We start from the raw sequence: 15180 nt of genomic DNA, 5'->3' as shown, positions 1-15180 counted from the left end.
CCCGCGCTACCGGTGCTCCTCCACGCTCGCCTCTTCCAGGCGGCGGTTGTAGGCCCGCAGCGCCTGGACGTGCGTGACCGTGCCGACGACCGCGTCGGTGTTACGCGCGTCGACCACCGCCAGCGCGTCGGCGCCGGTCTCGTTGAAGACGCGCAGCACCGTCTCCAGCGTGTCGTAGCGGCGCACCGCCCGCGGGTCACCCCGGTCGGCGAGGCTGGCGGGCTCTTCGAGTTCGGTCATGAAGGTCGCCACCGTGACCGTCTTCAGGAAGAAGCGGTGCGGGCCATCCGACAGCACGACGCCCCGCGTCTCGAGCTGGTGGTGGAAGTAGGAGCGGCCATGGACGGCGAGGTGCAGTCCCGTGGCGATCGAGACCGAGAGGAGGAGCGCGATCGATAGCGCGTAGCCGCCGGTCAGCTCGAAGACGATCACCGTCGTCGAGATCGGCGCGCCGAGGAGCGCCGCCGCCACCGCGCCCATGCCCAGGATGGCATAGAGCCCATGGTCCGACGCCAGGTGCGGAAACTGCGAGGCGGCAACCATGCCGAACGCGCCGCCGGTCATGGCGCCGAGGTAGAGGGCCGGCGAGAAGATGCCGCCGCCGAACCGACTGGCCAGCGACAGCGAGGTCGCCAGGATCTTCGCCACCACCAGCGTGACCATCGTCCACAGCGCGAAGCCGCCGTGCAGGGCGGTGTCCGTGGCCTCGTAGCCGACGCCCATCACCTCCGGCACCCACAGGCCGAATCCCCCCATGATGACGCCGCCCACCACCGGCCGCGTCCACGCCGGCATCATGATCGAGCGCGCCGTCTGATCGAACACGATCAGCGCGAATTGGAAGGTGATCGCGACCATCGCCGCCACGACGCCCAGGAGCGCGAAGGCCGGCATCTCCCAATAGGAGCCGATCGCGTAGGCGGGGATCTCGAACGCTGCGACGTCGCCGATGAAGAGGAGCCGCCCGGCGAGTGTCCCCGCCACCGAGGCGATGACGATGGGCACGAACGCGCTCACCGCGTAGTGGCGCAATATCACCTCGTGGGCGAAGAGGACGCCGGCGATCGGTGCATTGAACGAAGCCGAGATGCCGCTCGCCACCCCGCACGCGAGGATGACGCGCGCGGCGGCGGGGGGGTAGCTGAAGGCCCGCGTCGTCGTCGTCGCCAAGGTCGCGCCGAGGTGGATGACGGGGCCCTCCCGCCCCGCGCTCGCCCCGGCCCCCAGCGAGATGACGGTGGTGATCGCCGACCAGATGCCGTTGCCGAGGGCGAGCCCCCGCCCGGCCTGGGCCGAAGCCTCGATGATGTCGGCGACCGCGCCGGCGCGGCGGCCGGACAGGACGTACTGGTTGAGGAGCCCAACCACGAAGCCCCCGGCGACCGGCGCGAAGAACACCACCCACCACGGCTGCGCACGGATGATGTCGATGACGTATTCGCTCGTCTCACCCAGCCACAGCCACTGCACCCAGCCGATGCCGATGCGGAAGATCACCGCCGCGGTGCCGATGCCCAGCCCCACCACCAGCGCGATCAGCCACAGTCCCGGCTGGCGGTCGGACATGAAGCCCTTGAAGTTCTCCTTGGAGCGCTCGTACTGCGCCTTGGACCAGGCGCGACTTTCGCTCAGCTTACCGGCCAGCCGCTCGAAGCGGCGGCGATGCGGCGCCGGCGTCACCGGGCCGACGACGAGGTCGGCGAGTTCCTCGGCTCTGGCGTCGGCGCTGTCTTCGGCGTCCTCTTCGGCTTCGCGGGCCGCGGCTCGGCGGGTGATCGCGGCTCCGCCCGCGCCGGTGGCGGCGGCGGGCGCGCGTGGCGGCTCACCGGCGCCGGCGGTCCCGTCGGGAGGGTCGTCGTCGTCGCGCGCCATCAGTCGAGCGGGGCGATGCGGCGTCCCGCCATCGTCGGCATGCCGGCGCCGGCCTGCCGGGCGATCATCTCGTCCGCCGCCGCCAGCCCCTGGGCGGGCAGCGAGGAGACCTGCCGCGTCGCCAGATCGACGTGGATGAAGAGGGATTCGGAGGTGGCGGCGAGTTGATCGTCGACCGAGCGCACCATGGTCTGGAAGCCGTGCAGGCGCTTGTCGTCCCGGCCGACGAGGTGAAAGCTCACCCGCACCCGGTCATGCGCCGAGATCTCGCGACGATAGACCACATGGGTCTCCACGTTGAAGATCGACGCGTCCTGCCGCTCGCGATAGTCGCGCCCGAGGCCCAGCAGGTCGAACGCGATATCGACCGTACGGTCGAACATCACGTGGTAGTAGGCCATGTTGAGATGGCCGTTATAGTCGAGCCAGCCGAGCTCGATGTCGTACGGCTCGGACCAGATCAATCCATCGGGCCCGAAAGGTGGCTCGTTCGGCTCACGCATGATCGTCGCGGTCGGCTCCCTGTTGCCCATCGAGGTTGTGATGGGTGAGGCATTTGCTAGTGTGCCGGAAAAACCACACGAACGGGACCCTTCAATGGCTCTGGCCACAACGCGCCAAGCACGCGACCAATCCGGCATCGATCTCGCGCTGCCGATCATTCGGCAACGCTTCGGTGATCGCTGCGAAACCGGGCGCGCTCTATGCGAGCAGCACGGCCACACCACCACCTGGCTCGCCAACGAGGCGCCCGACGCCGTCGTCTACCCCGAGAACACCGAAGAGGTCGCCGCCCTCGTCGAGATCTGCCGCGAGCACCGGGTGCCGATCATCCCGTTCGGCGTCGGCACCTCGCTGGAGGGGCACGTCAACGCCCCGTTCGGCGGCATCTCGGTCGACTTCGCGCGCATGAACCGGGTGCTCCAGGTCAACGACGAGGATCTCACCTGCATCGTCGAGCCGGGGATCACGCGCAAGGCGCTCAACGCGCACCTGCGCGACCGCGGCCTCTTCTTCCCCATCGACCCGGGTGCCGATGCGACCATCGGCGGCATGTGCGCCACCCGCGCCTCCGGCACCAACGCGGTGCGCTACGGCACCATGCAGGGCAACGTCATCGCGCTCGAGGCCGTGATGGCGGACGGCGAGGTGATCACCACCGCCAGCCGCGCCAAGAAGTCCTCCGCCGGCTACGACATCACCCGCCTCCTCATCGGCTCGGAGGGGACGCTCGGCGTCATCACCAAGATCACGTTGAAGCTGTCGGGCATCCCGGAGGCGATCTCCGCCGCCGTCTGCCCCTTCCCGTCGGTGGACGCGGCCTGCCGGGCGACCATCGCGACCATCCAGTCCGGCATTCCCGTGGCGCGGATCGAGCTGCTGGACGCCATGCAGATGAAGGCCGTCAACGCCTACGCCAAGCTCGACCTCGCCGAGACACCGACGCTCTTCCTGGAGTTTCACGGCTCGGAGGCGGCGGTCGCGGCCGACAGCGAGATGGTCGCCGCCATCGCCGAGGAGCTGGGGGGCGGCCCGTTCCGCTTCTCCACCCTCGCCGAGGAGCGCACGCGGCTGTGGCAGGCGCGGCACGACGCCTATTTCGCCGCGCTGGGCCTGCGCCCCGGCTGCACCGTCTTCTCGACCGACGTGTGCGTTCCCATCTCGCGCCTCGCCGAGTGCGTCGCCCAGACGCGGGACGACCTCGATTCGCTCGATCTCGTCGGCCCCATCGTCGGCCACGTCGGCGACGGGAACTTCCACGTCCTGATCTTGATGGACCCGGCCGACGCGGCCGAGCGGGACCGCGCGTCGGAGTTCCTGGAGCGGCTGTCGCAACGGGCGATCGCCATGGACGGCACCTGCACCGGCGAACACGGCATCGGCCAGGGGAAGATGAAGTATCTGCGCCGCGAACTGGGCGGCACGGTGGACGTCATGCGCGCGATCAAGCTGGCGCTCGACCCGGACGGCATTCTCAATCCCGGCAAGATCTTCCAGTAGAAGGACGACATTACTTGTACCGCACGGCATGACCTTCGCATGTGCCGTGCCATTCGGGCTCGGGTCTCGGTGAGCCTGACGAAAACGAGGTGAACTGCGTGAATTGGTTCATAATCAGCGTCGGGGTTGCCATTGTGTTGGCGTTGACCGCTGCCGTTGTGGGCCCCATCTTCATCGACTGGACCGCCTACCGGACCCAGATCGAGGCCACCGCGCAGCGCGCCCTCGGTGCCGAGGTGAGCTTCACCGGGGAGGCGGACGTGCGCCTCCTGCCCCGTCCGCGGGTCACGATCGAGAACGTGACCCTCGGCCCCGTGGACCGGCCGCTGATGACCGCGCGGCGCGTCGAAATGCAGATCGAGCTGACGCCGCTGATCAAGCGCGAGATCCGCATCGTCGACCTCACCGTCGAGCAGCCGACGGTGTTCGCACGCGTGGCACCGAGCGGGCGGATGGAGCTGCCGGACCTCGCCGCCGAGCGCACCATCGCCGCCTACTTCGACGTCGCCAACGTCATGATCGACCGCGTGGCCGTCAGCGACGCGACGCTGGTGGTGGTGGACGAACGGACCGGCGTGCGGCGGATGATCGACCGCGTCGACCTCTCCGGCAGTGCCCGATCGCTGCGGGGGCCGTTCAATGTCGCGGGAACGGTGGCGACCGGCGGGACCACCAGCAACATCACCATCGCCGCCGGCGCGCTGACGGACGGGACCATCCCCGTCTCCGCCCGCCTCGCCCCGCAGGCGACGCCGATCGCGGTGACGTTCGAGGGCGCGCTCTCGCCCCAGTCCGCCGCGCCGGGGCTGGCGGGCGCGTTCGCGCTCACCAGCACGTCCGAGACCGTCCCCTGGTCGATCCAGGGCGACATGGCGCTCGATCCCGTGGCCCTCCGCCTCGGGCGCGCGACGCTCACCTACGGCGCCGGCGACACGCCGCTCCAGCTCACCGGCCGTGCCACCTACAACCTCACCCGCTCCGACCCGATCGCGGTGGTGCTGGAGGCCCGGCAGATCGACCTCGACCGGGTCGACCGCGCGCTGCGCGAGGGGGACGGCCCCAGCATTCCGGCCGACATGCTCGCCCGCGTGGTGGGCCACCTCTCCCCCGCCGTCGCCGGGATCGCCGCCCTGCCGCTTCCCGACCACCCCCTGACGGCCGACATCGACATCGGCACCCTCCTCGCCGGCGGGGCCGTCACGCGGGACGTTTCGCTGCGCCTCGCGACCGGGGCGACGGGGCTGGAGGTGGAACGGGCCGAAGCGCTCTTTCCGGGGGACACGCATGTCGAGACCACCGGGCGGATCGCCGCGGAGGGTTACTCCGGCGCGGTTCGCGTCTCCGCCTCGCAGCCCTCGATCTTTGCGCATTGGTGGTCGGGCGACCAGTTTTCCGGCGGCATCGTCGACCCGATCCTGATCGAGGCCGACATCGACGTCACCGCCGCCGCGTTCGACGCGCGGCGCCTGTCGCTCCGCGTGGGCGACAGCCGGGCCAACGGCAGCTGGCGGATGCGCCGCACCGGCGAGCGACGGCGGATCGACGTCTCCCTCGGCGCTCCGATCGTCGACGTCGACGACGTGCTGGAGGCCTGGGCCATCCTGCCCGACCGCCTAATCCCGTCCGAGGGGACGGACATGACGCTGGACCTCACCGTCGGGCGGATCCTCATCGGCACGGTGGAGGGGGCGACCCTCAACGTCGACGCCAGCTATGCCGACGGGACACTCCAGATCGACGCGATCGAGGCGGAGCGGCTGGGCGGCGTCTCGCTGTTCGCGGTCGGGCAGCTCGGCGACCTGACCGGCGAGCCGATCGGCTCCATCAACGGCACGCTGGAGGTGCTGGACGGAGATGCGCTCGCCGCCAGCGCCCGGCAGCTCTTTCCGCTGAGCCCCGCCGCCCGCCGCTTCGCCGGCATCGCGCCGCATCTGGCACCCGGAAATCTCAGCTTCCGCATCGTCGGCGACACCGCGCCCGATGCGCCCGGGCTCGCCGTCTCGCTGGAGGGCACCGCGGGAGGGACGCAGGTGAGCTTCGCCGCCGCGGGCGACCTCGTCGGCGCCGATTGGACGCAGCGGCCCACGACGCTCACATTGCGCCTCGCCAACCCGGACGGAACGGCGCTGGCGCAGCAGTTCGGGCTGGTGCCGCCCCAGGCCCCCGGCCCCGGCACCGTGAGCCTGACGCTCGACGGGACCCCTGCCACGGGGGCGGAGGCCGACCTGTCGGCCAGCGCCTTCGGCACGTCCGTCCGCTACACCGGCACCGTGCGCACCGGCGAGACCCCATCGCTCGACGGTCACGTCAGCCTCGCTGCCGAGCAGGTGGGTCCGCTCGCGACCGTCACCGGCGTGGCGCTCCCCGCGATCGCCGGCCTCACGCTGGAGGCGGACGTCAGCACCGGCGACGCACTCGAACTCGGCGCCCTGCGCGGAACGGTGGACGGGGTCGCCGTCAGCGGCGCCCTGCAGGTCGGCCGCACCGCGGTCGGCGGGACATTGAAGGTGGCGACGCTGGATGCGGCCGCCCTGACCACCCTGCTCCTCGGCCCGGACGCCTGGACGCCGGCCGACACCGGCTGGCCGAGCGCCGCCTTCATGCGTGGCGGCGGACCGGACCTTCCGATCTCCCTCGCGATCGAGGCCGATTCCCTCGTCCTCGGCGGCAACACCGTCACTGACACCGCCTTCACGCTCGACCTCGCCAGCGACCGGCTGACCCTCACCGAGGCGCGCGGGACCCTCGCCGGCGGCACCGCCAGCGGGTCGCTGCGGATCGACCGCTCCGGGGCCGAGGCGCGCGTCTTCGGCAGCTTCGCGCTGGCCGGGGCGCAACTGGCGCCCCTGGTGTGGCGGGTCGGCGAGGGACCGGTGGCCGAGGGGACGCTGACGCTGGACAGCACCTTCTCCACATCCGGCTACACCGTGGCGGACCTCGTCAGCGGGCTCGACGGGGCGGGGACGCTCGCCGTCGCCGACGGACGGTTCGACCGCTTCGACCCGGCCCCGTTCGACTGGGACGACGACTCCGGCGCCGCACCCGACGAAGCGCGGGTCCGCGCCGACTTCCTGGACCACCTCGGCGCCGGCGACACGCGGTTCGAGGCGCTGCGGGCGGACGTCGCCATCGAGGGCGGCGTCGTGCGGCTGCGCAACGTGCGCTTCGATCCCACGCTGCCGTTGAGCGTGGAGGCGGCGACGGTGGACCTCGGCGCGTGGCTGATGCGCGGCGATCTGGCGCTGCGCACGATCGTCTCGGGCACGCCGGCGGTGCCGATCGGGGTGACCTTCTCCGGGCCGCTCGGCGCGCCGCAGCGCAGCGTCGACGTCTCGCGCCTCACCACCTGGGCGGCGCTGCGCAGCATCGAGCGGCAGGTGGAGGCCGTCGAGAGCGACAACGAGGCGCTGAAGGCCGAGGCCGACGCACAAAGCGCACCCTCCTCCGAGGCGCTCGACCGGCTCGGCGCCGGCCCCACCCCGGCGCCCCCGGCCGACCCGGTCGCGCCGCCCCTCGAGGCGTCGCCCGCCACCGGCGGACCGGACGGCGCCCCGGCGCCAGGCACGGCGCGCCAACCGGCCGACGCCGACGCCGGCCCGGCCACCGTCCCGTCATCGCCGGCGGAGGAGATCGACCCGCTGGCCGGCGAGCCGGACCCCGACGCGCCGGCATCCCCGTTCCCGCCGATCCCGGCGCCGTCTCCGCAGGACGCCCGCGCCCCGGCCGGAACGCCCGGCGCGGCCGCGGACGACACCGCCGCAGCGGCGCCGGCGACGGCCGATCCGGTCGGCGCCTATATCCGCAGCGTGCGTGAGCTGGATTCGGAGATGACCGCCTACGAGGCCCGCCGCGCCGAACGCCAGCGCGTCGCCGACGAGTTGCAGCGGACCCTCGGCCTCGGCGGTGCCGACGTGGCGCCGCGCGCGCCGGACCGCGCGACGGAAGGCACCGCTCCGCAATAGCGCCTCGGCGAACGCCGGCGGCACGGGCGGTGCTGCGGGCGAAGGCGCCGCCTAAAGGACGGGCGAAGCCGCCGCGTTTGCGGCGGCCGGGTCAGCGGCTGGGGTCGCGGGCGAAGGCGTAGGCGAGTACGGCGAGGCGCAGGGCGGAGGCGAGCGATCCATCCTCGCGCCGGCGGTCGATCGAGGCGATCAGCGCCGCCAGCGACACGCCCTCGTCCTGCGCCCAGAGTTGGAGCGCATCCCAGTACGCCGGTTCGAGGGCCACACTGGTCGCGTGGCCGTGCAAGGTGACCGAGCGCTTATGAAGTCCGGTCGAGCTTGTGCGCTTCGTGCCGGGCATTCTCGCGCTCCTTGCTCAGCGTGTCGTTCTTGCGATCGGCGGCGGTGCGGCCGTGGCGGGAGCGGCTCTGCGCCGCGGCCTCCCGCTCGGCATCCTTGGTGCGGCGCTTGCGCTGTTGCCGCAGGTTGACGACCTCGGCCGTCACTTCGGCCCCGTCATCAACTCGGGCCGCACGACGCGGTCGAAGGTCTCCTCGGTGACGTAGCCGCCGCCGACGGCCTCCTCGCGCAAGGTCGTGCCCTTCTTGTGCGCGGTCTTGGCGATGGTCGTCGCGTTGTCATAGCCGATTTCGGGCGCCAGCGCCGTCACCAGCATCAGCGAGCGTTCCATCAGGTCCTGGATCCGGTCGCGATTGGCCTCGATGCCGACGACGCAGTGATCGGTGAAGCTCATGCAGCCGTCGGCCAGGACCCGGACCGACTGCAGGAAGGCGTCCGCCATCACCGGCTTGTAGACGTTGAGCTCGAAATGGCCCTGGCTGCCGGCGACGGTGATGGTCGTCTGGTTGCCGAACACGCGGCAGGCCAGCATCGTCATCGCCTCGCACTGGGTGGGGTTAACCTTGCCGGGCATGATCGAGGAGCCGGGCTCGTTCTCCGGCAGCGACAGCTCGGCGAGGCCCGAGCGGGGGCCGGACGCCAGGAGGCGGATGTCGTTGGCGATCTTGAAGAGCGCGGTGGCGGCGGTGTTCAGCGCACCATGGGCGGCGACGAGCGCGTCGTGCCCGGCGAGCGCGGCGAACTTGTTCGGCGCGGTGACGAAGGGCAGGCCGGTGATCTCGGCGATCTTGGCCGCGACCGCCGTGTCGAATCCGGGCTTGGCGTTGAGCCCGGTGCCGACCGCGGTGCCGCCTTGCGCCAGCGGATAGAGGCTGGAGAGCGAGGCCGCCACCTGCTCGATCGCGTAGTCCATCTGGGCGACGTAGCCGGAGAATTCCTGGCCCAGCGTCAGCGGGGTGGCGTCCTGGGTGTGGGTGCGGCCGATCTTGATGATGTCGTCGAACTCGGCCTGCTTCGCGGCGAGCGCGTCGCGCAGGTGCTTCATCGCCGGCAGGAGGCTGTGCGTCACCTCCTCGGCCGCGGCGACGTGCATCGCGGTCGGGAAGGTGTCGTTGGAGGACTGCGAGCGGTTCACGTGGTCGTTAGGGTGAACCGGGTCCTTGGAGCCGATCGTCCCGCCCAGCCGCTCGATGGCGAGGTTGGCGATGACCTCGTTGGCGTTCATGTTCGACTGGGTACCCGAGCCCGTCTGGTAGATGACGAGGGGGAAGTCCTCGCCCCGCTTGCCGTCGATCACCTCCTGGGCGGCGTCGGCGATGGCGTCGGCGAGGCGCGGCTCGAGGTTGCCGAGCTCCTTGTTGGCGAGCGCGGCGGCCTTTTTGACGACGCCGAGCGCTCGCACCAGGGGCGCGGGCATCTTCTGCTCGCCGATCTTGAAGTTGATCAGGCTACGGGCGGTCTGGGCGCCATAGTAGCGCTCGCTCGGGACTTCGAGCGGACCGAAGGAATCCGTTTCAGTGCGGGTGGTCATCAGCGGGCCTCATGCGTGCCCGCGTCAGTTACCAACTTTTCGCCGGGGGTCCAACGCTCTTCCGCGTGGACCGGCTACCCGTCGGTGCCGTTCTTGGGCGTCGGCGTCTCGGCGATGGCCTCGATGATGCCGACCGCCTTCTGCTTCAACTGCGGGTCGGAGATGTTGGCGAAGGCGCGCACCAGACGGACGGTGGCCGGGTCGCTGAGCGCCTGGGTGAGCGGTGCGGCATCATTGACGCGGGAGATGCCCGCATCGGTCGCCCCCTCGAAGAAGTAGGTGATCGGCGCCTGCAGAACGATGGCGATCTGATGCAGGCGGCTGGCGCCGATGCGGTTGGTCCCCCGCTCGTACTTCTGCACTTGCTGGAAGGTGATTCCGAGTTGCTCGGCGAGCTTTTCCTGGCTGAGGCCCAACTCGAGGCGGCGCAGGCGAACACGTGATCCCACGTGCCCGTCGACGGAGTTTGCCGACCTCTGGTTGGGAACAGATTCGGAGCGCGGCTCACTCATTTGGCTTGGCTCGCTTACGGCTGTCGACATTTCCCACGTCCTCTTCGCGCGATCACATGCATCCCACCGGCCGTTGGTCGTCGGCATCGAACCGGCTGCCTTGAAACTGGCAATTGGGACGTTGTTGCGGGTGCCGGCGGTGAAACGCAACATCCACAACAAGTTAGCTGCTGTGCAACTACCGGATACGTCCGCCTAGGACAACCCAAGAATGACCAGTCTCTACACAAAGTTACCGAAAGATATGACCAGATATACGTCGTCTGGTGCACGTCCAGGCACAAGTCGTTCGTGCGATGATTGGGCCGCGATTATTAGAACTGTACCAAACACAACTTCGACACAGGCGAGCATCGCAAAAACGGCTCTGATTTTATCTCGATCCGACCATCATCGCGGCAGAAACACGGCCCACCCATTGCACGCGGTCAAGTCGGATTGCATGACATTCATATCCTTGGAAACAATCTCGCGCAATCGTCTGACGACGCGAAAGACCCGAACAGGGCTATGGACGGACGGAAATCGAGATGCTAGGTACCCCCCCGTTGCCGCAGTAGCTCAGTGGTAGAGCGCACCCTTGGTAACAATTGCCTCGCTCACGGGAGACCGTGGGACGCAAACCGCTCAAATTCGGGGAACGCTGCAATGCCGATCCCGAGCCAAGTCCGCTTCGGCGGAAAGGTGTAGAGACTAGACGGGCGGCACCCTCCTTCCGCTGTGGAAAAGGGTGAAGGGATAGTCCAGACCACAAACGCACCGCACCGGTGCGGCGGCGAAAGCCGAAGTGGTATGAAGGGTGAGGTCGGGAGTTCAATCCTCCCCTGCGGCACCAGATCACGTCATTCGCCCCCATCCCATCCACCCTGCCGGCTTTCGCGACAGACCCGCTCTGTCGGCGTGACGCTCGGGCCGGTTGGCCTGTCCTGCGCATCCGGTTCATGCGCAATCGTTCCTAATCGCCCCTACAATCACCTAGGGCAAGGGGCGCATCAATCCACCCCTTGGTTGTATTCATTTTTGCTAGATCGCCCGCGGATCGGTATGACCGATCCAGAAACGCATAATACCGCCGATTTATCGGTAATTGTCACACAACTTCGGTCGCATACAGTAGGTATGCATGATTGCATACCAGATACGCGATAGAAGAAAATTCACTAGCCTGGGATAATTTGCCGCCTGAGGGCGCCGGATCGACCCGGCATCACCCGCCCCTCACCCGCACGGGACGGGTCGGACGCGGCGGGACGGCGCCTCGAAGGGCGCGATGCGACGGCGCCTCGGAGGGCGCAATGTGACGGCGCCTTGCGGGGCCAGCGGCCGATGCCGACGCGGGCGGCGCGCGGCCCGCCGTCACAACCGCATCGGTGCCGCAGCGTTCCACGTCTAGCGTGGGCGCCGCACCCAGAGTCCCGCGCGGACCGCATGGGCCGCGCGAGGCTTCTCGTAAAGGATACGGCGGGCGTTCCTGCGGATCCGGACGGCCGCCCGCCGGCGTGTCAGATGCGGCGGGCCGACGCCACCGCGACGATGAGCCAGCCGATGAGCAGCAGCACGCCGCCGACCGGGGTGACGTACATCGCCTCCGCCGGGCCGCCGAGCGCCATCAGGTAGAGCGAGCCGGAGAAGAGCAGCACGCCCAGCCCGAACGCCCAGGATGCTGCCCCCAGCAGGATCGGCAGGACATGCCCCTTCAGCCCGCCGATCGCCACCATCGCGATCGCGTGGATCAGCTGGTAGAAGACCGCCTTCTCGAAAATTTCGCTGTCTTGCGGCACGAAATTGCTGTCGAGCGCGTGTGCCCCGATCGCACCCAGTCCCACCGCCAATGCGCCATAAAGAGCGCCAACCACAACAACCCGCATCAGAGTCCTCTTGTCTTCCGTTCCGCTGCCGCCGGGCCGTTCATGGCCGGACCGCTGCATTTCGCGTAGCAAGAACCATGCATCGTGTCCGGATTTTTTGGCCGCCCGGCGCGCCCGCGCCCGCGTCGACGGCCATCAAACCGCTGATAATGCTGATAAATTCAGCGTGACCAGCGCGCCAACAAATCATGGCACAGTTGCGATCACACGGTGGCCGCCGACCCCGCGGCGCCACCCGGGCGCCCGACGAATCAGCACGGTCATGCGCCATCTCGCCGCGGCGCGAGGCGGACGGGTCGCGACGGGGGTCAGCTGATGGGGCATCCGTCCTGCTGCGTGCGCCAGGCCGGGACGTTCTGCGACATGCCGCACCGTGCCAGCACCCGCCGGGCGCCGAGCCTCAGGCACGACAACTCCCCCAGTTCGACGCGCACGCCGTCCGTGTCGGTGCAGTAGCAATCGGGGTAGGAGAAGCCTTCCTTGGCGGGCGGGCGCGAGAATTGCGGCGCAGCGCCCTCCTCACCCCACCCGATGGCCGGGTGGAGCAACGTCAGAACCGCGGATAAGGCAACCCAGCGCGCTCCCATAGGCCGAGCCTACACCCGGCGGCGCCAAGCTCAAGCGCAAATCGACCCGACGACGCGCCTGCGGGTCAGCCGAGGTCCGGCATCGGCGCGACGGTCAGAACGTCGCCGAACTGGGCGCGCATGTCGCTCCAGTTCCACTCGCCGTGCCGGTCGGGCCGCAGCGGCGTGATGGTGATGTGCCCCTCGCGCAGGAGGCTGATGTCGCACGCCGGATCGTCGACCTCCTCGGCGGAGCGGCGGAATTGCAGCCAGTGGTAGGACAGGCCCCTCACGTCGACCCGCTCCACCACGTTCACCCCGTCGATGAAGCCGTGACCCGGATGGCACAGCGTCACCCCGGCGATGTCGCCCGGATCCCGGTGCGGAAAGTTGATGTTGGGCACCACGCTCTGCGGCCACTTCACCTCCAGCAGCCGCTCGATCAGCGGCTTGGCGTAGGCCCGCGCGCACTCCCACTTCACGTCGACGCCCTGGAAATACTGGCTGAGCGCGATCGCCGGAACGCCGACGGTCAGCGCCGTCATCGCCGCGCCGACGGTGCCCGAATAGGCGATCGAATCGGCCATGTTGCCGCCGCGGTTGACGCCCGCGAGGACGAGGTCCGGCTTGGCGTCGAGCAGGTGCTCCACCCCCAGGATGACGCAGTCCGCCGGCGTCCCCTTCACGAAGTAGCGCTTCTCGCCCTCGCGGTGGACGCGCAAGGGCTCGTGCAGGCTGATGGCGTGGCTGACGCCGGACTGGTCGAACTCGGGCGCGACGATCCAGACATCGTCGGTCATCGCGCGGGCGATCTCTTCCAGGAGCTTGATGCCGGGGGCGCGTGCGCCGTCGTCGTTGGTGATCAGGATTCGCATCGCCGTCCTCGTTGGTGCGAGCGGGCGTAACCCGCCCGCCCCCGCCTCGCAACCCGGCGCGCACTTCCACTCAGACCGGAACGCGCGCCTTCGCCCCCGCCGCGCTGACGGCGGCCTCCTTCACCTCGCCGACGCGCGCCTCCACCGGGCGCGGCTCGGCCACGCGCTTGGCCGGGGCCCCCGCCTCCCGCCGCCACGGCTCGGACTTGAACCAGCCCACCAGATAGGCGATCCCGATCAGGACGATGCAGCCGGAGATGTTGGCCATCGCCAGTGCCGCCGGCCCACGCTCGGCGCTGAGGTCCAGCGCCGCGCCCATGATCTGCGACAGCACCATCCCCGACACGAACACCGCCAGCGACTGCTGCCCGACCTTGCGGATCACGTCGACCGCGCGACCGGGGAGGCCGTCCATCGCCAGCCGCCGCCCGCTCTCGCCGACGATGAACCAGGCGATGTAGCAAAGGGCCAGGAAGTGGACGATGCGGAAGATGCCGAGGTCGGTCTTCCAGAAGAGCCACGAATTGGCATGGCGAAAGGGGATCACCCAGGCGACGTTGTCCCAGCCGAAGCGCGATGCGGTGAGGACGCCGAGCCCCAGGACCACCACGGACGCGGCCACGAGCCACCAGCTGCGCGGCGGCGGCTTCAGCCACCCCATCACGAAGCTGAAGCCGACGAAGAAGATCAGCTCCCAGCCGAACGGGTTGAAGAACCACTCCCGCTCCACGCCCTCGCGCACCTCGGCACTGAAGTGCAGCACGTCGAACTGGGCGAGCAGCCACACCCCGCCCATGAAGGCGAAGGCGGCCCAGCGCGAGCGCAGCCCCAGCGCGACGACAACGGGCATCATCATCAGGATGACCATATACATCGGCAGGATGTCGAAATAATTCGGCACGTACTGGAGCGTCATGAACGCGACGAGATGCTGGCCCGTCGCCTCGAAGATCGGGCGCGTGTAGAGGCGCGTCGTGTAAAAGTCGTCGCCGTGCCACTGGTCGAACAGGGCAAGCACCGTCAGCGTGACGATGAAGAGGCACACGTGCGCCCAGTAGACCTGCCAGACCCGGTAGGCCGTGCGCGCCGTCCCCAACAGGAACGAGCGGTCGCGGAACAGCGCGCCGAACGCCAGCGCCGAGGCCATGCCCGAGCAGAACACGAAAAGCTCCGTCGCGTCCGAAGGTCCGAACGCGGCCGGGATCCACTGCTTCCACGGATTGTGCGGCATGTGGGCGATGAAGATGATGAACATCGCCAGCCCCCGGAAGAAGTCCAGCCGCAGGTCGCGCGGACGCCTCGCCCGCTGCTGCGTGCTCACGAATCGTCCGCGAGGGTGGCTGCTGTTCGCGTCATTGTCGGCTCCAGTTGACGGCTCGGCTGCGTAGCACTTTAGGCTGAACCTGCCCCGAACCATGTTTCGGCTCAGGCACTAAAGTTCCGGCTGTGACACTCTCGCATCGGGCCAGGCGCGATCGCGCGAAACGGTCCTGTCCGGGCATTGACGCATGCTCTCGGACCAGCCGCTGCGCGACATGGGGTCGCCGTGCCCGCACCGCGCCGCCGACGGTGGTGCGTGCGGACACCTCCCGCCGAACTCGTCGCCGCCAACGGACGGCGAGATGGCGTCGGAATTCGGCCATGACATCCTCGC

The 15180-nt window shown here is 69.4% G+C and carries 12 protein-coding genes; 2 read left to right on the top strand and 10 right to left on the bottom strand.

Annotation, left to right across the window (positions count from 1 at the left end; translation table 11 throughout):
• Positions 1-6: 6 nt before the first annotated feature.
• Both MRB58_RS19825 and MRB58_RS19820 read right to left on the bottom strand, forming a co-directional pair.
• A complete protein-coding gene (locus MRB58_RS19825; protein ID WP_244778813.1) occupies positions 7-1872 on the bottom strand; it encodes a chloride channel protein in 1866 nt (621 codons plus the stop codon).
• Positions 1872-2375 (bottom strand): thioesterase family protein, encoded by a 504-nt coding sequence (locus MRB58_RS19820; protein ID WP_244778812.1) that lies wholly within the window; start codon positions 2373-2375, stop codon positions 1872-1874. Before MRB58_RS19820 ends, MRB58_RS19825 begins: the two co-directional genes overlap by 1 nt.
• Before the next feature lie 94 nt (positions 2376-2469).
• Between MRB58_RS19820 and MRB58_RS19815 the strand changes: the two genes are divergently transcribed.
• Positions 2470-3873: an FAD-binding oxidoreductase gene (locus MRB58_RS19815; RefSeq protein WP_244778811.1), complete on the top strand. Its 1404-nt coding sequence runs from the start codon at positions 2470-2472 to the stop codon at positions 3871-3873.
• Between the two features lie 41 nt (positions 3874-3914).
• On the top strand, positions 3915-7835 hold the full coding sequence (locus MRB58_RS19810; protein WP_371747208.1) for an AsmA family protein: 3921 nt from the start codon (positions 3915-3917) through the stop codon (positions 7833-7835).
• Positions 7836-7926: 91 nt separating this feature from the next.
• Here the strand turns inward: MRB58_RS19810 and MRB58_RS19805 are convergent, their stop codons facing one another.
• The 8 genes from MRB58_RS19805 to MRB58_RS19770 all read right to left on the bottom strand — a co-directional run bounded on the left by MRB58_RS19805 (position 7927) and on the right by MRB58_RS19770 (position 14847).
• Entirely contained in the window at positions 7927-8100 is a 174-nt protein-coding gene (locus MRB58_RS19805) for a ribbon-helix-helix domain-containing protein (protein ID WP_244778809.1), read from the bottom strand.
• 34 nt (positions 8101-8134) lie between these two features.
• Positions 8135-8320, bottom strand: a complete 186-nt coding sequence (locus tag MRB58_RS19800; protein WP_244778808.1) for a DUF4169 family protein — start codon at positions 8318-8320, stop codon at positions 8135-8137.
• The gene (gene fumC / locus MRB58_RS19795) at positions 8317-9705 is read right to left on the bottom strand and encodes a class II fumarate hydratase (RefSeq protein WP_371747207.1); all 1389 of its coding nucleotides are present in this window, start codon (positions 9703-9705) and stop codon (positions 8317-8319) included. The genes MRB58_RS19800 and fumC overlap by 4 nt, the downstream gene beginning before the upstream one ends.
• A 74-nt stretch (positions 9706-9779) precedes the next feature.
• Positions 9780-10217 (bottom strand): helix-turn-helix domain-containing protein, encoded by a 438-nt coding sequence (locus MRB58_RS19790; RefSeq protein WP_244778807.1) that lies wholly within the window; start codon positions 10215-10217, stop codon positions 9780-9782.
• Positions 10218-11719: 1502 nt separating this feature from the next.
• Positions 11720-12085: a DUF423 domain-containing protein gene (locus tag MRB58_RS19785; protein ID WP_244778806.1), complete on the bottom strand. Its 366-nt coding sequence runs from the start codon at positions 12083-12085 to the stop codon at positions 11720-11722.
• Positions 12086-12393: 308 nt separating this feature from the next.
• Positions 12394-12633 (bottom strand): hypothetical protein, encoded by a 240-nt coding sequence (locus MRB58_RS19780; protein ID WP_244778805.1) that lies wholly within the window; start codon positions 12631-12633, stop codon positions 12394-12396.
• 104 nt (positions 12634-12737) lie between these two features.
• The gene (surE, locus tag MRB58_RS19775; protein ID WP_244778804.1) at positions 12738-13526 is read right to left on the bottom strand and encodes a 5'/3'-nucleotidase SurE; all 789 of its coding nucleotides are present in this window, start codon (positions 13524-13526) and stop codon (positions 12738-12740) included.
• Between the two features lie 70 nt (positions 13527-13596).
• Entirely contained in the window at positions 13597-14847 is a 1251-nt protein-coding gene (locus MRB58_RS19770) for an OpgC family protein (protein WP_244778803.1), read from the bottom strand.
• Positions 14848-15180: the final 333 nt, after the last annotated feature.

This window comes from Acuticoccus sp. I52.16.1 (assembly GCF_022865125.1).
Classification (GTDB): Bacteria; Pseudomonadota; Alphaproteobacteria; order Rhizobiales; family Amorphaceae; genus Acuticoccus.
The sequence above is the reverse complement of the archived record's forward strand: the minus strand, read 5'-3'. Positions and strand labels throughout refer to the sequence as shown.